General features: G+C 37.7%; 16 protein-coding genes and 1 pseudogene. 5 read left to right on the top strand and 12 right to left on the bottom strand.

What is annotated here, in order from left to right:
* From LO754_RS03920 to pdhA, 3 genes are read right to left on the bottom strand one after another with little or no spacing between them, the layout of a single operon-like run.
* A complete protein-coding gene (locus LO754_RS03920; RefSeq protein WP_107895635.1) occupies positions 1 to 1344 on the bottom strand; it encodes a dihydrolipoamide acetyltransferase family protein in 1344 nt (447 codons plus the stop codon).
* 47 nt (positions 1345 to 1391) lie between these two features.
* Entirely contained in the window at positions 1392 to 2369 is a 978-nt protein-coding gene (locus tag LO754_RS03915) for an alpha-ketoacid dehydrogenase subunit beta (RefSeq protein ID WP_024362205.1), read from the bottom strand.
* 3 nt (positions 2370 to 2372) lie between these two features.
* Positions 2373 to 3488, bottom strand: a complete 1116-nt coding sequence (pdhA, locus tag LO754_RS03910) for a pyruvate dehydrogenase (acetyl-transferring) E1 component subunit alpha (protein ID WP_024362206.1) — start codon at positions 3486 to 3488, stop codon at positions 2373 to 2375.
* A 395-nt stretch (positions 3489 to 3883) separates the two neighbouring features.
* Between pdhA and def the strand changes: the two genes are divergently transcribed.
* On the top strand, positions 3884 to 4441 hold the full coding sequence (gene def / locus LO754_RS03905) for a peptide deformylase (RefSeq protein ID WP_024362207.1): 558 nt from the start codon (positions 3884 to 3886) through the stop codon (positions 4439 to 4441).
* Positions 4442 to 4820: 379 nt separating this feature from the next.
* Here the strand turns inward: def and phnX are convergent, their stop codons facing one another.
* The 5 genes and pseudogenes from phnX to LO754_RS03880 form a co-directional block, all read right to left on the bottom strand.
* Positions 4821 to 5609: a phosphonoacetaldehyde hydrolase gene (gene phnX / locus LO754_RS03900; RefSeq protein WP_029747190.1), complete on the bottom strand. Its 789-nt coding sequence runs from the start codon at positions 5607 to 5609 to the stop codon at positions 4821 to 4823.
* The gene (gene phnW / locus LO754_RS03895) at positions 5599 to 6699 is read right to left on the bottom strand and encodes a 2-aminoethylphosphonate--pyruvate transaminase (protein WP_231785657.1); all 1101 of its coding nucleotides are present in this window, start codon (positions 6697 to 6699) and stop codon (positions 5599 to 5601) included. The genes phnX and phnW overlap by 11 nt, the downstream gene beginning before the upstream one ends.
* Before the next feature lie 14 nt (positions 6700 to 6713).
* Positions 6714 to 7697 (bottom strand): extracellular solute-binding protein, encoded by a 984-nt coding sequence (locus tag LO754_RS03890; RefSeq protein WP_231786280.1) that lies wholly within the window; start codon positions 7695 to 7697, stop codon positions 6714 to 6716.
* A 2-nt stretch (positions 7698 to 7699) separates the two neighbouring features.
* Entirely contained in the window at positions 7700 to 9325 is a 1626-nt protein-coding gene (locus LO754_RS03885; protein WP_231785656.1) for an ABC transporter permease subunit, read from the bottom strand.
* Positions 9318 to 10064: pseudogene (locus LO754_RS03880) on the bottom strand (ABC transporter ATP-binding protein). Before LO754_RS03880 ends, LO754_RS03885 begins: the two are co-directional and overlap by 8 nt.
* A gap of 147 nt (positions 10065 to 10211) precedes the next feature.
* On the opposite strand from LO754_RS03880, the gene LO754_RS03875 reads away from it, so the two are divergent.
* Entirely contained in the window at positions 10212 to 10970 is a 759-nt protein-coding gene (locus LO754_RS03875; RefSeq protein ID WP_231785655.1) for a DeoR/GlpR family DNA-binding transcription regulator, read from the top strand.
* A gap of 108 nt (positions 10971 to 11078) precedes the next feature.
* Here the strand turns inward: LO754_RS03875 and LO754_RS03870 are convergent, their stop codons facing one another.
* Positions 11079 to 11849: a Cof-type HAD-IIB family hydrolase gene (locus tag LO754_RS03870; protein ID WP_024362213.1), complete on the bottom strand. Its 771-nt coding sequence runs from the start codon at positions 11847 to 11849 to the stop codon at positions 11079 to 11081.
* Positions 11850 to 12288: 439 nt separating this feature from the next.
* On the opposite strand from LO754_RS03870, the gene LO754_RS03865 reads away from it, so the two are divergent.
* Both LO754_RS03865 and rnjA read left to right on the top strand, forming a co-directional pair.
* The gene (locus tag LO754_RS03865) at positions 12289 to 12498 is read left to right on the top strand and encodes a DNA-dependent RNA polymerase subunit epsilon (RefSeq protein ID WP_024362214.1); all 210 of its coding nucleotides are present in this window, start codon (positions 12289 to 12291) and stop codon (positions 12496 to 12498) included.
* 5 nt (positions 12499 to 12503) lie between these two features.
* Positions 12504 to 14171, top strand: coding sequence for a ribonuclease J1 (gene rnjA, locus LO754_RS03860; RefSeq protein ID WP_231785654.1), 1668 nt, complete (start codon positions 12504 to 12506; stop codon positions 14169 to 14171).
* A gap of 380 nt (positions 14172 to 14551) precedes the next feature.
* On the opposite strand, the gene LO754_RS03855 is transcribed toward rnjA, so the two are convergent.
* A complete protein-coding gene (locus LO754_RS03855) occupies positions 14552 to 15385 on the bottom strand; it encodes a TetR/AcrR family transcriptional regulator (protein WP_025218729.1) in 834 nt (277 codons plus the stop codon).
* Between the two features lie 99 nt (positions 15386 to 15484).
* On the opposite strand from LO754_RS03855, the gene LO754_RS03850 reads away from it, so the two are divergent.
* Complete coding sequence (locus LO754_RS03850; RefSeq protein WP_231785653.1) at positions 15485 to 18574, top strand: efflux RND transporter permease subunit; 3090 nt, start codon at positions 15485 to 15487, stop codon at positions 18572 to 18574.
* 211 nt (positions 18575 to 18785) lie between these two features.
* On the opposite strand, the gene LO754_RS03845 is transcribed toward LO754_RS03850, so the two are convergent.
* Together LO754_RS03845 and LO754_RS03840 are read right to left on the bottom strand one after the other, a co-directional pair.
* The gene (locus LO754_RS03845; protein ID WP_231785652.1) at positions 18786 to 19283 is read right to left on the bottom strand and encodes a GNAT family N-acetyltransferase; all 498 of its coding nucleotides are present in this window, start codon (positions 19281 to 19283) and stop codon (positions 18786 to 18788) included.
* A 150-nt stretch (positions 19284 to 19433) separates the two neighbouring features.
* A complete protein-coding gene (locus tag LO754_RS03840) occupies positions 19434 to 19988 on the bottom strand; it encodes a GNAT family N-acetyltransferase (RefSeq protein WP_231785651.1) in 555 nt (184 codons plus the stop codon).
* Positions 19989 to 20118 lie beyond the last annotated feature (130 nt).

Genomic DNA, 20118 nt, shown 5'->3' with positions numbered 1-20118 from the left:
TTACGCCTCCATTAATAATAATTCTGGCTCACTTAACAAACGCTTTAAGTGATTTAAAGCATTTTGCGCAGTGGCTCCATCGATCATGCGATGATCAAAGCTCAATGATAATGCTAACACAGGTGCAGCTACAATTTCACCATTTTTTATTACAGGTTTTTCAGAAATTCGACCAATACCTAAAATCGCTACTTCAGGGTGGTTAATTACTGGCGTAAACCATTGGCCACCTGCAGAACCGATATTCGTGATAGACATGGAAGCGCCCTTCATTTCATGCGGAGCAAGTTTACCATCTCGCGCTTTTGTCGCTAAGTCATTAATTTCATTTGAAACTGCAAATACTGATTTGCGATCTGCATGTTTAATAACTGGAACTAATAAACCTTTTTCTGTGTCTGCTGCAATACCGATATTGTAGTAGTGCTTCTGAATAATTTCTTGTGTTGCATCATCTAAAGAACGGTTAAATTCTGGGAATTCACGCAATGTTGAAATAAGCGCTTTTACTACGTATGGTAAATACGTTAATTTTACACCTTTTTCAGCAGCAATATCTTTGAATTTTTTGCGATGTGCTACAAGAGCTGTTACATCAACTTCATCCATTAGTGTAACATGAGGTGCTGTTTGTTTCGAGTGAACCATTGCCTTGGCAATCGCCTTGCGAATACCAGACATTTTTTCACGTGTTTCTGGGAAGTCTCCTTCAAGAACAACTGGCGCAGCTTGGGCAGTTTCTTGTTGAGCAACTGCTTCTTCATTTGCCACTGGAGCTTCTGCAGCTTGCACTGCTCCACCACCATTTAGGAAATTCTCAATATCTTCCTTTAGAATACGACCGTTTTTACCAGTACCTGACACTTCATGAATATTTACTTCATTGTCTCTTGCAAATTTACGAACAGAAGGCATTGCAATAATACGTTTTGTACTATCTGCTGTTTCTTGTTTTACAGCTACTTCCGCTGTTGCTGGAGCTTTTGGTGCTTCTTCTTTAGCAGGCGCTTTTGCTACATCCTGACCAGCTTCAGCCGTTGACTGAACTTGTGCCTCCGTTTTCGCCTCTGCATGATCGTCACCTTTAAGTTTTAAATCTTCATAGCCTGGAGCATCTAAACGGATTAATACATCGCCAACAACAGCAACTGTACCTTCTCCTACTAAGATTTCCTCTACTTTCCCTTCAACTGGTGAAGGAATTTCTACAACTGCTTTATCGTTTTGTACTTCACAAAGAATATCGTCTTCTTTGACAGTATCCCCAGCTTTAACGAACCATTTTACAATTTCGCCTTCGTGAATACCCTCGCCAATATCCGGTAATCTGAATTCAAATGCCATGTGTACCCATCCTTTCTCTTTGCTTTTCTTCAAATATGCAAACTACATTAGAATGTTAAGACTTTTTTCGCTGTTTCCATTACATCTTTATAGTTCGGTAACCAAACACCTTCAGCTTGTGGGAATGGGTACACTGTATCCGGTGCTGCTACACGAAGTACAGGTGCTTCTAAACTCAAGATAGCTCGTTCTGTAATTTCAGCGACAACATTCGCAGCAATACCTGCTTGTTTTTGTGCCTCTTGAACAACGATTGCTCGGCCTGTTTTCTCAACTGACGCAATGATTGTTTCTATATCGATTGGTTGAATTGTACGTAAATCAATAACTTCTACAGAATGCCCTTCTTTTTCAAGTTCTTCTGCTGCTTTTAAGCTTTCATGTACCATTAAGCCATATGCAATAATTGTTAGATCTTTACCTTCGCGTTTTACATCTGCCTTACCTAATGGAATTTCATATGCTTCCTCAGGTACTTCTTCGCGGAATGAGCGATATAATTTTAAATGCTCTAAGAAAATGACTGGATTGTCATTGCGAATAGAAGAAATAAGTAATCCTTTAGCATCGTAAGGTGTTGATGGTACAACGACTGTTAAGCCCGGCTGTGCCGTCATTAAACTTTCTAAGCTATCTGAGTGCATTTCTGGTGTATGCACACCGCCACCAAATGGAGAACGGATTGTAACAGGTGCGTTATATACACCACCGCTACGGTAGCTTAAACGAGCTAATTGTCCACTGATTGAATCCATCACTTCATAGACGAAGCCGAAAAACTGAATTTCTGGAACTGGTCGGAAACCTTGAAGCGAAAGACCGATTGCTAAGCCACCAATACCTGACTCTGCTAATGGTGTATCGAATACACGATCTACACCAAATTCTTTTTGTAGGCCTTCAGTTGCACGGAAAACCCCACCGTTGACGCCTATATCTTCCCCGAATAACAGAACGTTTTCATCATTCTTTAATTCTGTGCGAAGCGCATCTGTAATTGCTTGAATCATCGTCATTTGTGCCATAGGTTATTTCGACTCCTTCTCTTTGTAGATTTCATACTGTTCTTTTAAATTCGAAGGCATTTCGCCTTTGTACATATTTTCCATTAACTGTGTTACTTTTTGCTTTGGTGCAGCATCGGCTTTTTTAATTGCGTCTTTAATTTCTTCTTTCGCACGCTCAATAACAGCCTCTTCTTTTTTCTCATCCCATAGTCCTTTACCCTCAAGGTATTTACGGAAACGAACTAACGGGTCTTTTTGAGCCCACTCGTTATCCGTGTCAGACGTACGGTAACGTGTTGGATCATCCCCCGCCATTGTATGTGGACCATAACGGTAACACATCGTTTCGATAAACGTTGGACCCTCACCATTGATTGCGCGCTCACGTGCATCACGAGTAGCAACGTACACTGCAAGTGCATCCATACCATCTACTAAAATACTTGGGATACCTGCTGCAACACCTTTTTGTGCAATTGTTTTTGCAGCTGTTTGTAATTCACGCGGTGTAGAAATTGCGAATTGGTTATTTTGTACGATGAAAATGGCAGGTGATTTAAATGCACCAGCAAAGTTCATTCCTTCGTAGAAATCACCTTGTGATGACCCACCATCACCTGTATAAGTAACTGCTACAGCTTTTTTACCTCGTTTTTGCATACCAAGTGCCACCCCAGCAGCTTGGATAAATTGTGCACCAATAATGATTTGTGGTGGTAAAACATTAACACCTTCTGGGATTTGATTGCCCTCGAAGTGACCACGTGAGAATAAAAATGCTTTATCTAACGGTAAACCATGCCATACAATTTGTGGTACATCACGGTAACCTGGTAAAATCCAATCTTCTTTTTCTAATGCAAAGTGAGAAGCAAGTTGTGAAGCTTCCTGACCAGCTGTTGGTGCGTAGAAGCCTAATCGACCTTGACGGTTAAGAGAAATGGAACGTTGATCTAAAATACGTGTATAAACCATACGCGTCATTAACTCAACTAACTCTTCATCTGCTAATTTCGGATCTGCCTCTTCATTTATAATTTCGCCTTCTTCGTTCAAAATTTGAAACATTTCAAACTTTTCTTCGATTTCAGTTAGCGTTTGTTGTGGATCAAAAATATTATTGTTTTTTTTGCTCATTTGTCACATCTCCCTTTCAACTGTATTAAAATAAATCACTTTCAAACTAGTACAACTTATTCTTAGGACTCAGTATACTGAATAAAATACAGTCGGTCAATCATATATTACGCCTTATACCAAAGAATTTTTCTACAAAAACGTTAAGAGTAGACTGTCCTATACTGTATCACTAATAATAAAAATCTGTATTACAACAACTTCCTTTAAGCGCTCAAACATTACGTTTCTCCAAATAATGACCAATAGTAGAATACCCCAGTTTTCTGTAATCTAATAGCTACACAAAAATTTTTTAAGTTTATTCAAATAAAGTCTTTTTTCATGTGCATGTTTTAATGCGTGATGTATACTTATAAATAAGGTAATACAAAGATTGAAAGGAAGATTCTCACATGATTTTAATGGATGATATAATTCGCGAAGGCCATCCGACACTCCGCACTAAAACAGAGGAAGTTCAATTCCCTTTAACTGATGAAATAAAACAGCTTGCTACAGATATGCTACAGTTTTTAATTAACAGCCAAGATCCTGAAATTGCCGATAAATATGATTTACGCAGCGGGATTGGATTAGCTGCTAACCAAGTAAATAGTCTACACCGCATGTTTGCCCTTCACTTAAAAGATGACAAAGGAGAACAATTGAGCTTTATCGCAATCAATCCGAAAATTGTTAGCCACTCTGTTGAAAATACCTATTTGCCAACTGGCGAAGGTTGCTTATCTGTTGATCGCAATGTCCCTGGGTATGTGCCACGTCACGCACGTATAACCGTGAAATTTAAAACAATGGACGGCGAAGAGAAAAAAATGCGTCTAACTGGCTTGCCAGCTATCGCCTTCCAGCATGAATTAGATCATTTAAACGGCATTATGTTTTATGATCGCATCAATGAAAAAAATCCATTTGCTGAAATTCCAGACGCTGTTCCATACGAACGCGACTAAGACTCACTAGTAGCTACGACGGATGCTTTCCGCTGGCGCACATATAAGCCGCTACCATCCACTAATGTAATTGTTTTAGTTGCCTGGCACTTAACATAGATACCTAGCATAATATCGGCTCCTAAATCGTAAAAATCCACTACGCTTTCCGCGGGCACGACGTAAGCCGCAACCCTCGCTGTCGCGCGGTCTGTTGCGTCTTACATTGCGTGCTTTCCCCCAGGAGTCTACGTGGATTTTTACTTGGCAAGTCATAAATACATGGCTAGCACGGAAATTGAATTAGTGCCTGACACTTACTCTTATATGCATAGCAAAAAGTGTTAGATTGATTGCAGTCAATCTAACACTTTTTCGCTTTTATTCTATCTGCTATCTTTTAAACTAATCGCGCATTAATCGTCTCAATTAATGCCGGCAGTTCACGCATTGTTTGAATCGTATAGTGTGCACCCGTTTGTTCAAAAATAGCTTTTGTTTTTTCGATAACGGCTTGTTGCTCTTCATCAGATAGACTCATAAATTCTTGTTCCGTTAAACCCATTTCAGAACTTCCGACTATAACGCCAACAGCCCAAACTCCGGCATTTAATGCCTCTTGTATATCTGACGTAGTATCCCCGACTTTAACGACTTGCTTTGTCGCTTTCACGCCAAGTTCTTCTAAATTTCTGAAAATCATATATGGATAGGGACGTCCCTTATCTCCTATATCAGTCGGTGTAACTAAAAAATCAGGCTTGTATCCTTTCTCAGCAGCGTGATGTGTCACGACTTCCATCATAGCGGCAGTATAGCCTGTTGTGGAGCCAATGCGTATTCCGGCTTGTCTTAATTGTTGAACCGTTTCTTTCACATGTGGAATCGGGTCCGTATACTTAGCAAGCGATGCCATTAATTTCGTTTCAAACTGCGAATACAGTGCCTGTACATCTTGTTCTGTAAATGAACGGCCATACACACGTGCCCATGCCTCACTCACTCTTGGCATCTCAAGCATCGTCCGAATATGGTCAATTTTCAACATGCCCATCGGTTTGCGTGCTTCTTCTAGTGTCACCGCAACACCTGCATCTTCAAAAATAGTAAGAAATACATTGACAGGTGCAAAACAACCAAAGTCAACCGCTGTACCTGCCCAATCAAAAATTACCGCTTCAATTTTCATTATTTTTCACCGCCATATAGTTTTCAATAACATTACATAATGTAGTCATATCTTCCTCATGAACATCCCCTATATTACCGATTCGGAATGTATCAAATTCAGTTAGCTTTCCAGGATAAATAACAAAGCCTGCTTGTTTCATTTCATGATAGAAATGCTCGAAAGAAAATCCTTCATATGGATATAAAAACGTCGTGATAATCGGTGATTGCATTTCCGCTGAAATATAAGCTTCAAAACCACAGCGTGATAATCTTTCACGCAATAGTTGATTATTTTTAGCATATCGTGTGTAGCGTGCCGCAACGCCACCTTCTTCAGCAAGTTCCTCCAACGCCTTTGCAAAGGCCGTTACAACGTGTGTTGGTGATGTAAAACGCCATTTCCCGTCTTCACTCATCACTTCCCATTGTTTGTATAAATCTAATGCTACACTCTTGGCTTGTCCTTTACATTTTTCTAACGCTTCTATTTTCGCAACAACAAATCCAAAACCTGGCACGCCTTGAATACATTTGTTAGCACTACTGATTAAAAAATCAATTTGCATATTCGATAAATCCATTGGCACGCCACCAAAGCTACTCATTGCATCTACAATAAATGTTTTATTAAACGATTTTACAACTTTGCCTATTTCATCAATAGGATTTAATATCCCCGTTGTCGTCTCACAATGGACAATCGCGACATGCGTAATAGCAGCATCTTTTTCAAGTATAGCTTGTACTTCTAAAGGTGATGGTTGCTCATGATACGGTACACTGTAAACAACATGCTGTAATTGAAGGACTGTTGCCATTTCTACGATTCGTTCCCCGTACGCTCCATTTGTAATAATGAGTACCTTATCTGCATTTCCAATAGCAGTTGTCAGAACCGATTCAACGACAAAGCTCCCACTTCCTTGCATTAAGATAGCTGTATAGTCTGTATCATTAACCTGCGCTATCGCCACTAACTGTTTGCGTATTTCTTGTGTAACTTGCTTGTAGTCGTCATCCCATGTACAGCGATCCACTAGCATCTCTTTTTTTACTGCTTCTGTAGTTGTTAGTGGACCGGGAGTTAATAATTTGTAGGTATTCATATTGTTAGGCTCCTTTATTGTTGTGCTTCTTTAAAGAATGTTTGATGTTTTTCTAATAAATCGACAGTTAAAGTCGTATCCCATTTTTTTAAGTATTTTGGAACATATTTTTCCTCTACTTGCTCGCCTTCATAAAGTGCTACAGGATATTGTTTTAACAAATCTGCTCGCGCCTCAGTCGCAATGACCTTTGCTATTTCACTCGCCAATGCCTCGTCCCCTTCTTTATCTACAACGGCAACAGATTCTGTTAACGTGAAGTTACCTTCCGTTGGGTCAATATAGTCGATTGGTAAGCCCTCATTTTTGGCATCAATTGCTTGAATACGTAAGCCAAACCCTGCTGCGACTTCTCCTGTTTTCACCTTTTTAATAGGGCCAGAACCAGAACTTTCAATATGCGGTCCAGCATTTTTAATTAAATCTGCTAATACTTGCTTTCCTTCTTTTTCGCCATATTCACTCATAATCGCCTGTACTAATAGCCAGCCAGTAGAGGAGTCTAAAATATTTGGAAAAGAAACTAAATCTTTATATTCTGGCTTCGTTAAATCTTTAATTGTTTGTGGCACAGGTAGCCCTTTTTGCGCCAATAAATCTGTATTGATAAAAATAGACCCGACATTCCCTAAAATCGGTAATGCATAAGTTGAACCACCATCTAACGGCTTTAACTCAGAAGTTAGTTCAACAAACATTGATTTAGATGTTTGAGCACTTTCGGTAAAGTAAGAAGCCATTGTTACCACATCTGCTTCAATATCCTTACCCTCTGCCATCATTTTCCCACCTAATTCAGATGTACCGAATGATTGGATAATATACTTTCCTTCATACCCCTTTTTATCGAGTGTGGTTTGCATTACTTCAATTGCTTCATCATCAGCATTAGAATAGATAATAACTTGATCCTTCGTATCAGCCTCCGCACCTCCACACGCTGCTAATACAATTGCAGAACTAACCGTTCCAAACATCATGACTGTCGACTTTTTCATCATTACATCTCCTTAAACTTTTCTTTATTTGTTGTTATATAGTCACAACCTAATTTCACAATGAGGTTTGTACATAAAATAAAAATTGAGAGAACAAAAATATCCGTATACTTCGCAAAATGCTGCAATTCTTTAATGCGCGTGGAGACAAGCATCGTTTTCGTACTGACAAGGAAAATTACACCACTAACTGTCACCATGGCATTTAAAAAATAATAGCTAAACATTTGAAAAATAGTAGGTCTTATATTCGGCAAAATAACGCGAATGACCGTTTGAAGCCAAGAGTCCTTTAATAACTCTCCCGTCACTTCCCATGTTGGGTCCATTTTTTGCAAAGAGTTTTTCGCCATTAAATACGGTGTTGTAAAGAAATGGACAACCGTATAGGCAATAATGATAAAGAAGGTCCCTTTAAGCGAACTCCCATTGAAGAAAAATAAATAAGAAAGACCGAGTACCATACCTGGCACTGTATTGGTAATCATTGACGCAAAATCTAATGTACTTCTCCCTTTTAACGGTGTTCTGACATTTAGAAGTGCTGAAACAAACGCGATGCCCACACCTAAAATTGCTGTAAAAAAGGCAACAATAAGGGAATTCATATAAACCCTTGTTAAATTCTTTTCTGCTAAAACATTTTGTACATGTTCCAATGTGAAACTAAAGTCATATGGATAGCCCTTAGTAAACGGCACGATAAACATTGTTGAGAAGATGATAAAAATCGTACTTACGCATACTAGCGATAGCACTGTAAATGTACTGTCTCGAAGACGATGCACGACTAGAGCACTTTGACTGACATGCTTATATTGAAAATTAAATCGATCTAGCACGCTTAGCATCACGATGCCAAGTACAGCAGGTACAAGCATAAGTACGGAAATTACCGCCCCTTGCTCAAATCGCACAATAGAGCCAAGCATCGCTTGATATAGCTCTGTTGCAATCACTTTATAACCCCCACCTACCGAAGCAGGGATACCAAAATCGGTAAAACTTAAAATAAACGTTAAAATAAATGCTCCACCAATTGTTCCTATCATAGGTCGAAATACGGTATGGTAAAATCGACGTGATGGTCTATCATGCATTAGCATCGAGACAAGCAAAAAGCGTTTATCAATGTACTGCATGGAATTTTGCATTAAAATAAATGCAACAGGCAATGTGTAAAGCACATACCCAATCAACAAGCCATTAAATCCATAAATTGTCACTAAGGGCTTCCCCAGAAGTTTTGTTAGTATTCCTTGATTGCCAAATGTGTAAAGCAATACAAAACCATAGGTAATTGTCGGCAAGAGCATCGGCAATGTTACCCCGATATGTACAAGCTTTTTTAAATGTTGATTCATCGTCGTAAAATGCATGGCATAGGCAAGAGCAAACGCTAAACAAGTAGTAATAACGGCAGCGACAAATGACACTTGGAAACTATTAAGAAACGCTTCCCGAATTTCAACGCTCTGTAATGCTTCTACATAGTTTTGAATCGTTACGCTATTGCCTTTTTTCAAAGACTGCCAAAACATATAAAGTAATGGCACAATTAAAAAGAACAGAAAAAAGAAGACAATTGGCAGAAAGAGAATTTTCACCATTTTATTCGTTTTAAGCATAGGATTCTCCAAACAGTTGATAGATGTTATGACGTTTAATATGAAGTTGCTTTAATATAAAGTCTTCCACAAATTGATTTTTTGGTGTTTTCAATATTTCGTGAGGTGTGCCATATTGTGAGACAGTTCCCTCATTAATGATGAGTACTTTATCTGATAATGTGAGCGCCTCCTCAGGATCATGTGTCACAATAATAGTTGTTAATTTAAATTGGCGAGCAATTGATTTAATGCGCTCCTTAATGGATTCTTTAATCACACCATCTAGCGCACTTAACGGTTCATCTAGCAATAAAATTTTCGGCTGCATAACAAGCGTTCTAGCAATAGAGACACGTTGTTTCTGTCCACCAGATAATTCGTGAATCTTTTTATGTAAATGTGGAGCGAGTTCTAAGAAATCCACATACTCCTGAATCTCAGCTTTTGACATTTGCTGTTTTTTATTTTTCAAGCCATAGACGATATTGTCGTAAGCATTCAAATGTGGGAACAACGCGAAATCTTGGAAAACGATATTAAATCCTCTATCCTGCATCGATTGTTTCGATATATCTTGTCCATTGTAAAAAAGTTGCCCATCTGTTTGTTCTGTGAGACCTAAAACAATGTTGAGTAATGTCGTTTTCCCACAACCACTCTATAACGAAACAATTTCACCAGAATCTATCGTTAAATTTATATCTCTTAAAACATTTTTATTTTTATAACTTTTTGAAATATTTTTTAGTTCTAACAAATTGCTCACTCCTTTTGAGTTGTTAACCACAGTATAGAGACAATTTGTAAAGGGAAATCACATGTTTGTGTAAATGTTGAGTAAATTCTGACTAACTGTTGACAAACTTATTACTACTTTGAGTAAATAACAATAAGAGGTGATGTAATGTATACAGTAGAAAGGCAACAACATATTTTGCAATTCATTCGGAATAACAAGGTAGTAAAATTAGTAACCCTGACAAAAGAATTCAATGTATCGATGGAAACTATTCGAAGAGATATTCAACAACTTGTGCAAGAGAAGAAGATCGAGAAGTTTTATGGGGGTGTAAAATATATTGAACCCGTTGAAGGATTAATGGACAATCGATTAACACAGCAGTTAACGGAAAAAATTTCCATTGCCAAAGCTTGTGCTTCTTTAGTTAATAATGGTGACTGCATTTTTATCGATAGTGGCTCAACAACTTATCAAATGACACCATTTCTACTAGGCAAGGAGAAACTAACAGTCGTGACGAACTCTCTTCCTGTAGCATTTGATTTAATTGGTTCTAATATTGAAGTGATGATTATCGGCGGAAGAGTGCGACATTCGGAAAAATCGGTCACTTCAAATGACTTTCTTTTCCACTTCGACCATTTCAATATTAATAAGGCATTTATATGCGCAAGTGGCGTGACATTAGAAAAAGGAATATCCGATTTTAGTTTAGAAGAAGCGATGACGAGGAAACAGCTTATTAATATTTCGCAGACAGTTTATGTTGCAACTGATTCTACCAAATTCAATAAAGATGTGGCTATTCAAGTATGCCCGCTAGAAGAGGTGGATATGATACTTACTGATAACGGACTGCCCAAAGAAACATTACATCAATTCACGGAGGCAGGCATTCAGCTGAAGGTTGTTGATATCTAAAGCATTGTTTGAGTAAATTGTTTGAGTGACTGGCACCGATAATACGTAAAAAACCCACTTCTCGTGGGTTTTCCTTTTAATATTCAAAATTGTTTGAGTGACTGGCACTTATATAATTTTTAAATAGCGCATCGCTTTCGCAAGTCCGTCCGCATCTACATGATCGGTAATATGTGTCGCGACCGCCTTTACTTTTTCATGTCCATTTCCCATTGCCACGCTCGTACCAACAGCCTCTAACATTTCAATATCATTCATACCATCACCAAAAGCAATGGCATCCTCTAACGTTAAGCCCATTTTCGCGAGCACTTTTTCGATTCCAGCAGCCTTGGAACCTCCTTTAGGTAAAATATCACAAGAATATTCATGCCAGCGCACGAACTGGACATTTGGAAATGCCTCATCATACAAATGTTCATCTTTCTCTTCCATAAAGATGAGTGTTTGATAAACATCGTGCTGCATATAATAAGATGAGTCTAATTCTGGGTACGGGTATTTTAACGTGTTTAAACTTTCGGATACCTTGTTATGCCCTCCAACGGACGCAATCATTCGCTTGTCATCTAAAAAAACAACGGGTTCATTGCGCGCTTCTCCAAAGGCAATAATTTTCGCTAATTCTTCTTTTTCCACACCATTTGCGTAGACAACCTCGCCTTGATAAACGACGTACTGTCCATTAAAAGTCACATATGTGTCAATATCAAGCTCTTCTAGCAATGGTTCAATCATAAATGGTGCACGTCCAGTAGCAATTGCAAGCTCATATCCTTTACGACGTGCTTCTAATAGCGCTTCTTTCGCAGAAGCAGGCAATACTTTTTCACTGTTATAGAGCGTTCCATCTACATCAAAAAATAAAATTTTTTTCATCCTATAATCCCTCTCTTTATGTATGATGTTGCAAAGGCTAAATCCTTTACACAGGCATTGTTTTTAATTATAATGATCCTAAGGAGTGATGTGCCATGCTGAAGAAACTAAAGCGAAAATTGTTGAAGCGACTTCGTGGCGTACTCGGAAAAAAATCAATTGCCTAACATTTGCCCTTCATTATTTGAAGGGCTTTTCTTTATTTTAGAGTAGCTGCGTGATAATATAAAGGAAATGCATTTATTTGACTATGCGCAACCACTGTCTCATTGCTTTTCATGAAAAGTGCAAGATAAAAGTATTGAGATACAAGAAATTCAAACGCTCATTTCTTTATTCGTCTAAAGTATACTAGAAATTCGCGATTTTTTCTTGTAGTACGTGTGTGGTAATAGCCAAATGTGCAATAATAATGTACGCAATCAAAGGAGAGCAAACTATGATTTACAAAGTTTATTATCAAGAAAAAGCAAATGAGATTCCAGTTCGCGAAAACACTAAAAGTCTATACCTTGAAGCTGCTTCAGAACGTGAAGTACGTCAAAAGTTACAAGACCGTCATTACAACATTGAGTTCATTCAACTGCTTGAAGGTAACTATTTAGAGTACGAACAAGCAAGTCCGAACTTCGTCTTGGAGGAAATTTAACAAACATGAAGTTTGTTAAAAATGACCAAGCAGCTGTTTTCGCGCTCGGCGGACTGGGCGAAATCGGCAAAAATACTTACGGTGTTCAATTTCAAGATGAAATCATCTTAATTGATGCCGGTATAAAATTTCCAGAAGACGATTTACTCGGGATTGACTATGTTATTCCAGATTACACGTATTTAGTACGAAACGTAGATAAAATTAAAGGGCTATTTATTACGCACGGACACGAAGACCATATTGGTGGTATCCCTTATTTACTACGTCAAGTAAATGTTCCTGTTTATGGAGGTAAGCTTGCACTTGGCTTATTGCGCAATAAACTAGAAGAGCATGGTTTACTACGTACAACAAAACTAATCGAAATTAAAGAAGAAGATATTATTAAATTTAGAAAGACATCTGTCAGCTTCTTTAGAACAACGCATAGTATTCCAGATGCTTACGGTATCGTCGTTAAAACACCTCCAGGCAATATCGTGCACACAGGTGACTTTAAATTCGACTTTACACCTGTAGGAGAGCCTGCAAACTTAACAAAAATGGCTGAAATCGGACGTGACGGCGTTCTTTGCCTATTATCTGATAGTACGAATGCTGAAAAACCAAATTTCACAATGTCTGAACGTACAGTTGGAAAAAGTATCGATGAAATCTTCCGCAAGGTTGATAGTCGTATTATTTTCGCAACATTTGCATCCAATATTCACCGCTTACAACAAGCAACAGATGCTGCCATTAAATACGGACGAAAAATCGCTGTATTCGGTCGATCTATGGATAATGCCATTACAATCGGCCGTGAGCTAGGCTACATCAACGCACCAAAAGATACTTTTATTGATGCGCAAAGCATTAACCGTTTACCTGCCAATGAAGTAATGATTTTATGTACAGGCTCACAAGGTGAACCAATGGCAGCACTATCTCGTATTGCCAATGGTACACACCGTCAAATTCAAATCCAGCCTGGCGATACAGTTGTCTTCTCTTCTTCACCAGTACCAGGGAATACGGTTAGCGTAAATAAAATTATCAACTTACTGTTCCGTGCTGGCGCAGAAGTTATTCACGGTGCATTAAATAATATCCATACTTCTGGTCACGGTTCACAAGAAGAACAAAAGCTTATGCTACGACTGATGAAGCCAAAATTCTTTATGCCTATTCACGGTGAATTCCGTATGCTAAAAATGCATACGCATTTAGCAGAAGATTGTGATGTTCCACTGGAAAATACATTCGTCATGGAAAATGGTGATGTTCTGGCATTAAGTGCAAATGAAGCACATGTGGCAGGTCGCATCCCTTCTGGTGATGTCTATATTGATGGTAATGGTATAGGAGACATCGGTAATATTGTCTTACGTGATCGTCGCATCCTTTCTGAAGAAGGTTTAGTCATTGTTGTTGTCAGTGTTGATATGGAAAAACAAAAAATCGTTTCAGGGCCTAATATTATTTCACGAGGGTTTGTCTATATGCGTGAATCCGGCACAATGATTAACGAAGCACAAAAAATGCTAAATCGTCATTTAAATGAAACAATCCAAGGTAAAACACCTCAATGGACAGAACTTAAAAATGAAATCACTGATGTTTTAGGACCTTATTTATTTGAGAAAACAAAACGTCGTCCAATGATATTACCAATTATTATGGAAGTATAATCTTCTATATTAAGAAGCTACGCACTATTCGCGTAGCTTCTCTTTTTGCATAAAAACTCTATTTTTCTTCGATAAAGTAATATCCTTGTTCAAGCCTCCTCTATGGATGGAGTTGAATAGTTAAATCAGGACATCTCCCATTACTCTTTGTGGCAAAATAATCCGTCTTTATCATTTTTGTTCTGATAGCGCTTATTTTGTCCCACGTTTAAAAATGTTGAATGTGATTTCATAAATTTTTAAAATTTTGAAACCTCCTCCAACATTTTACGTATATAGTAATATCCTCTTGAAAAAGTGCACCATCTCTTTTCAAAAACAAATACAAAAAAATAGAATTATCCACAATAACAAAACTGTGAACAATTCTATTTCAACAATTAAAACTGAAAGTATTTATCCAATACATAGACGACCCATTGACACCCCGGCTGCAGACGAATATTTTCAATTAAACCTTTGATAATCGCTTGACTATATGTTGTATGCTCAACCTGATTTTTTAAAAGCTCCAAAGATTCCCGCTCAATAGACGGCTCTAAGTTATGAATACTTTGATCAATTAACTGTAATAGCGATTCCTGCGTTATTTCTTGATCACATGGTCTTGCTACTAATTGAGCAAGTTCCTCGGTAATAAAAGGAATTGTCGTATGTCGAGCAATTATATCGGTCTTTTCCGCTAAAGATTGCGCCAACTGATCTAGGTCGAGCGGTAAATCAGAAAATATAAATAGCTCGGCATAACTTTTCATAAACCCTTTTACACAATACATAACATCGTACTTTGTCTCTTGTAGCTCTTCCTGATACAACTGTTCAAGCATTTGGACTATAGACTTCGACATATCTGCTTCATAGGCACTCACTTTGAGAAACAACTCTTTATTTGTAAGAAAAACCTTTTCATTAAAAAAAACACGTGACGATGCTGCATGTTTTTTGAATGCTTGAAAAATATTTTTGTAGAAATCAACCAGCATGACATCTTTTTTATTCGAATTTCTGACTACGTGGTCAATGTCTGCAATAAATTGCTGTAAGTAGTAGTCAACCATTGAGAAAAGAAGCTCATCTTTTGTTTTAAAAGACAAATAAAATGCCCCTTTAGAAATCCCACAGCGTTCCGTAATTTGCTGTACAGATGTTGCTTCAAAGCCTTGTTCAGAGAACAGTTCTAATGCTTTCTCCATAATTAATTGCTTTTTTAACATATTTTTAAATCTCTCCTAATGCATTTCGTTGACAAATGACTGATTAGTCATTAGTATAAATAATTGAATCTAGTAAGTCAATAAAGGGTAGGTGTGAAGGTGAAAGGTTTAGTTAATTTTGTATTGAAAAACAAATTGGCAGTGTGGTTATTAACAATTATCATCACTGTCTCAGGGATTTATTCAGGTACAAGAATGAAAATGGAATCAATCCCTGATATATCGATTCCATACTTAATTGTAATGGGCGTGTATCCAGGTGCCACGCCTGAACAAGTCATGAATGAACTTTCTATTCCATTTGAAAAATCCATTGAAAGTTTAGAGGATGTTAAAGCCGTTTATTCCACTTCCTCTTCAAACGTTGCCCAAGTGCAAGTCGAATATGACTATGGCATTGATATGGATGAAAAGAAACGTCAGTTAGAATCCGCTCTCGATAATGTAAAACTGCCTGAAGGCGCGCAAGAACCAACAATCATGGCCATTAGTATGAACATGATGCCAGTTGTCGCATTATCTGTGAGTAGTTCGAAGGAAGACATTGTTGACCTAACATCAACAGTAGAAGATTTATTACTTCCTAAAATCGAAAAAATCGACGGTGTTGCGTCAGCAACGATTACTGGTCAACACATTGAAGAAGTTTCGTTTAAATATGACGAAGAAAAAATGGCTGCTCTTGGCTTAACTGAAGATGCAGTCAAACAAATGATTCAAGCAAGTGATATGTCATTATCACTTGGTTTATATCAATTTACGGTTGGTGAACAAGCGGTTTCCGTAGATGGTAAAGTTAAATCTATCGATGAATTAAAAGATTTATTAATACCTGTCACACCTTCAGCTACACAACCTTCTCCTTTCGTTCGTTTAGGCGACATTGCTACGATTGAAGTTGAAGGTAAAGTACAATCTGTATCTCGTACAAATGGTAAAGATGCCATTGCAATTCAAATCGTAAAAAGTCAAGATGCAAATACAGTAACGGTTGTCAATGCAGTAAAAGAGCTGATTAAAGATGAAGAAAAAAGAATCGACGGCTTAAAAATTGATATTTCACTTGACCAAGGTGCTCCAATTGAAGATTCAGTCTTCACAATGATCGAAAAAGCGGTATTCGGTGGCGCAATCGCGGTTTTAATTATCTTATTATTCTTACGCGATTTCAAATCAACTATTATTTCGATTATTTCAATTCCAGTTTCAGTTTTCATGGCATTACTCTTATTAAACTGGATGGATATTACGTTAAATATTATGACACTTGGTGCAATCACCGTCGCCATTGGACGTGTAATTGATGACTCCATTGTCGTAGTAGAAAATATTTATCGACGTATCCATTTAAAACAAGAAAAATTAACAGGGCGCGCACTGATTCGTGAAGCAACTATTGAAATGTTTAAACCAATCTTGTCTTCTACATTAGTGACGGTAGCGGTATTCGCCCCACTTATGTTTGTAGGCGGTATGGTTGGCGAATTATTTATGCCTTTCGCATTAACGATGACATTTGCTTTAGGTGCGTCATTAATAGTAGCAATTACCATTGTACCAGCTTTATCCCACTTCTTATTCCGTAAAAAAATCTACGGAGAGAAAAAGGAAAGCCAGCATCAAGAAGTTGGTAAACTAGCTATTTGGTACAGAGGTATATTAGAAAAAGCATTAAATCATAAAATCATTACATCTACGATTGCGATTTTAATGCTTGTTGGTTCCCTTGCTTTAACACCATTAATTGGCTTTAGTTTCATGGGATCTCAAGAGGAAAAGGTCATGTATTTAACATATACACCTGGTACTGGCGAGCTAGCTGATGAAACAGAAGTAAATGTAGCACAAGTTGAAAAAGAATTAATGAAACGAAAAGATATTGATATTTTACAAGTTTCAATTACTGATGCTACAAATGCTGACCCAGCAGCAATGATGATGGGTGGCACAGCTGGTGGTGCATTAATGTACCTCATCTTTGACCCAGAAATGGAAGACTTCCCTGCTGCTCGTCAAGAAGTAGAAGACTATGTATTTAATCTTGACCAATCAGGCGAATGGAAAAGTCAAAACTTCTCATCAACGTCTATGGCTTCAAACGAGGTAAGTTACACATTATACAGTGAAGACTTAAACAAGTTACGTAGCGCTGTTAAAGATGTTGAAGGATCACTCAAAGAAGTTAAAGGTCTAGAAGATGTGAAGTCTGATTATGAAGATCCATATGTAGAACATGTCTTAAAAGTAGAGCAAAAAAATGTTTTACAATATGGCTTAACGACTGCTCAAATTGTCATGGCATTAAATTCTACTGCTTCACAAGAAGTGTTAACAACAGTTGAACGTGATGGCAAAGACATTAACGTCATTGTCAAACGCGATGCCAAGGCAGCAGCCTTATCAATCGATGATGTTTTAAAAACTGAAATTAAAACGGCTTTAGGTACAACGATGACCATTGGTGAATTAGTAAACGTCGAAGAAGGTACTACGCTTAATTCACTATCGCGCTCAAAAGGTGAATATTTCGCCACTGTATCTGCCACAATTATTGGCGATGATATTTCAAAAGCAACGACCGCAGCAGATAAAAAGATCGATAAATTAGACTTACCTAAAGGTGTGACAACTGGCGTATCCGGTGTAGCGGCAGATATGCAAGAAACATTTACGCAACTAGGTATTGCGATGTTAGCAGCTATCGCTATCGTTTACTTTATTCTTGTCGTAACGTTCGGTGAAGGTTTAGCACCATTTGCTATCCTCTTCTCATTACCATTTGCAGTCATTGGCGCATTTGTTGGCTTATATGTAACAAATCAAACGATTTCTGTATCCGTTATGATGGGTCTCTTAATGTTAATCGGTATCGTTGTGACCAACGCCATCGTACTTGTAGACCGTATTATCCATATGGAACGCGACGGACTTGGGATGCGTGTGGCCATTTTAGAAGCAGGCGCAACACGTTTACGTCCAATTTTAATGACTGCCATTGCAACAATTGGTGCAATGATTCCAATGGCAATTGGTAATGGCGGTAGTGGACTAATTTCGAAAGACCTCGCGATTACAGTAATTGGCGGTTTATTATCTTCAACATTATTAACATTAGTAGTCGTACCAATTGTCTATGAAATGCTATCCAAAATGTTAAAGAAAAACCGTAAAGATGTTGAAGAAAACTAAAGAATACAAGCAACAATCCGAAAGAGAGTGCTCCTGCAATGGAGCACCCTCTTTTTTTTAAAGAATTGTTTGAGTGCCTGGCACTTCAAATATGATGACTTAGCTAGTGGAGGAAACATTTCTTTGCGTTCTCCAAGAGCTGGAATGGTAATAATGACTTCATTGTATTGAAGATAATTTCCCATCTGCTTTCCCTATCCTTTGTTTACTTTTAACAACCATTATTTGTGCTTAGTAACTGATAGACAGCTTGTTCCTGCCCAAATCTTTCTAATACTTGTATTTTTTTCATACCTATTTTTTCTAGCACCCGACAGGAGGCAATATTGGCAGTTTGTGTTTCTGCTACTAGCTTGGATAATTGTAAACTAGTAAATCCATAATGGATGACCGCAGTTAAAACTTCTTGTGCGTAACCTTTACCCCAATATTGTGGCAAAAATTGATAGCTAAGCTCATAGGTTGTTTGTTCATGGTATTCATCAATCGATACTAGACCAATGAAGTCATTCGTGTTCTTTAATGATATGGTAAAGTATGAATTAGGAAACGATGAATGCAACATGCTGTTAAAGGAAGAAAGAATATAGTTTTTATCTGGAATCCCTCCAAGAAATGCTCTGACATCCTGATTACAATATAAAGAATAAATATCATCTTGATGGTGTGGCTTTAAAGACTCAATTACACAATTTTCAGTTATTAGCATACTATTCCTCATTATTAGAATTTTCTTTATTATGACAAAGACATTGTGTAAAATCAAATATATTTTCCCAAATTCACCATAAAAAAGACTGCCTTCAATGCAATCTTGAATGCAGTCTCATATCTTAGTCACTCTTTAATTCCTAACATATCATTCAGTTATAAAACATTCTTTTTTAGCTTCCCATTCTTCTCTTAACATCCCCATGCGAATGGAATCATAATAAACTCCCTCGTAATAACGCACTTTGCGAATATTCGCTTCCAATTGCATTCCTAATTTCTCTCCAACGCGAATCATACGCTTGTTTCCTGACCATGTCGTAAAGCCGACACGCACAAGTGACATAGTTGAAAATAAGTGCTCGATCCAAAGTGCCATTGCTCTAGTGCCAAGCCCTTTTCCCCAGTTATGAGACTCATGAAAAACAATGCCCATTTCAAGCCATTTAGAAGGTTCGTCCTCCCAATAATAGGATACTACACCACAAATAACACCTTTAACTTCAATGGCCCAAAAATTTTTTTGATTGATAAATTGCTGTGCTGTTAACATAAAATCATGAAACGGTTTCGCTTGATGCGGAAAATAGGGGGCGTCCCATTTTTTCCATTCTGGTTGCCCATCTTTATAAATAAGCTCCCAAATGCGCTCTAAATCAGATTCGATAATAGGACGAATGATTAACTCTTTATTTTTGTACATAAGCAGCCTCTTTTCAATTATCATTTTAATTAAACTTTAGCGAATGGCGTTCAGATTTTTTACGAGCATGCTCATAAAGCTCCCTAAAAACATACCATCCGCAGGGCTTTAATGTGCTGTGAATGATTGA

The sequence above is a fragment of the Lysinibacillus sp. GJ-1 genome, from assembly GCF_021166035.1.
In the GTDB taxonomy this organism is placed as follows: Bacteria; Bacillota; Bacilli; order Bacillales_A; family Planococcaceae; genus Lysinibacillus; species Lysinibacillus sphaericus.
Note: the sequence above shows the minus strand (reverse complement) of the source record. Positions and strands in the feature narration are given on the sequence as shown.

Excerpts from the sequence above, each read along its gene's own strand:
- pdhA (WP_024362206.1), bottom strand. The coding sequence starts at position 3,488 with ATGAGCAAAAAAAACAATAATATTTTTGATCCACAACAAACGCTAACT.
- def (WP_024362207.1), top strand. The coding sequence starts at position 3,884 with ATGATTTTAATGGATGATATAATTCGCGAAGGCCATCCGACACTCCGC.
- LO754_RS03840 (WP_231785651.1), bottom strand. The coding sequence starts at position 19,988 with ATGTACAAAAATAAAGAGTTAATCATTCGTCCTATTATCGAATCTGAT.
- rnjA (WP_231785654.1), top strand. The coding sequence starts at position 12,504 with ATGAAGTTTGTTAAAAATGACCAAGCAGCTGTTTTCGCGCTCGGCGGA.
- phnX (WP_029747190.1), bottom strand. The coding sequence starts at position 5,609 with ATGAAAATTGAAGCGGTAATTTTTGATTGGGCAGGTACAGCGGTTGAC.
- LO754_RS03845 (WP_231785652.1), bottom strand. The coding sequence starts at position 19,283 with ATGCTAATAACTGAAAATTGTGTAATTGAGTCTTTAAAGCCACACCAT.
- LO754_RS03865 (WP_024362214.1), top strand. The coding sequence starts at position 12,289 with ATGATTTACAAAGTTTATTATCAAGAAAAAGCAAATGAGATTCCAGTT.
- LO754_RS03855 (WP_025218729.1), bottom strand. The coding sequence starts at position 15,385 with ATGTTAAAAAAGCAATTAATTATGGAGAAAGCATTAGAACTGTTCTCT.
- LO754_RS03870 (WP_024362213.1), bottom strand. The coding sequence starts at position 11,849 with ATGAAAAAAATTTTATTTTTTGATGTAGATGGAACGCTCTATAACAGT.
- LO754_RS03885 (WP_231785656.1), bottom strand. The coding sequence starts at position 9,325 with ATGCTTAAAACGAATAAAATGGTGAAAATTCTCTTTCTGCCAATTGTC.
- LO754_RS03915 (WP_024362205.1), bottom strand. The coding sequence starts at position 2,369 with ATGGCACAAATGACGATGATTCAAGCAATTACAGATGCGCTTCGCACA.
- LO754_RS03875 (WP_231785655.1), top strand. The coding sequence starts at position 10,212 with ATGTATACAGTAGAAAGGCAACAACATATTTTGCAATTCATTCGGAAT.
- phnW (WP_231785657.1), bottom strand. The coding sequence starts at position 6,699 with ATGAATACCTACAAATTATTAACTCCCGGTCCACTAACAACTACAGAA.
- LO754_RS03890 (WP_231786280.1), bottom strand. The coding sequence starts at position 7,697 with ATGAAAAAGTCGACAGTCATGATGTTTGGAACGGTTAGTTCTGCAATT.
- LO754_RS03920 (WP_107895635.1), bottom strand. The coding sequence starts at position 1,344 with ATGGCATTTGAATTCAGATTACCGGATATTGGCGAGGGTATTCACGAA.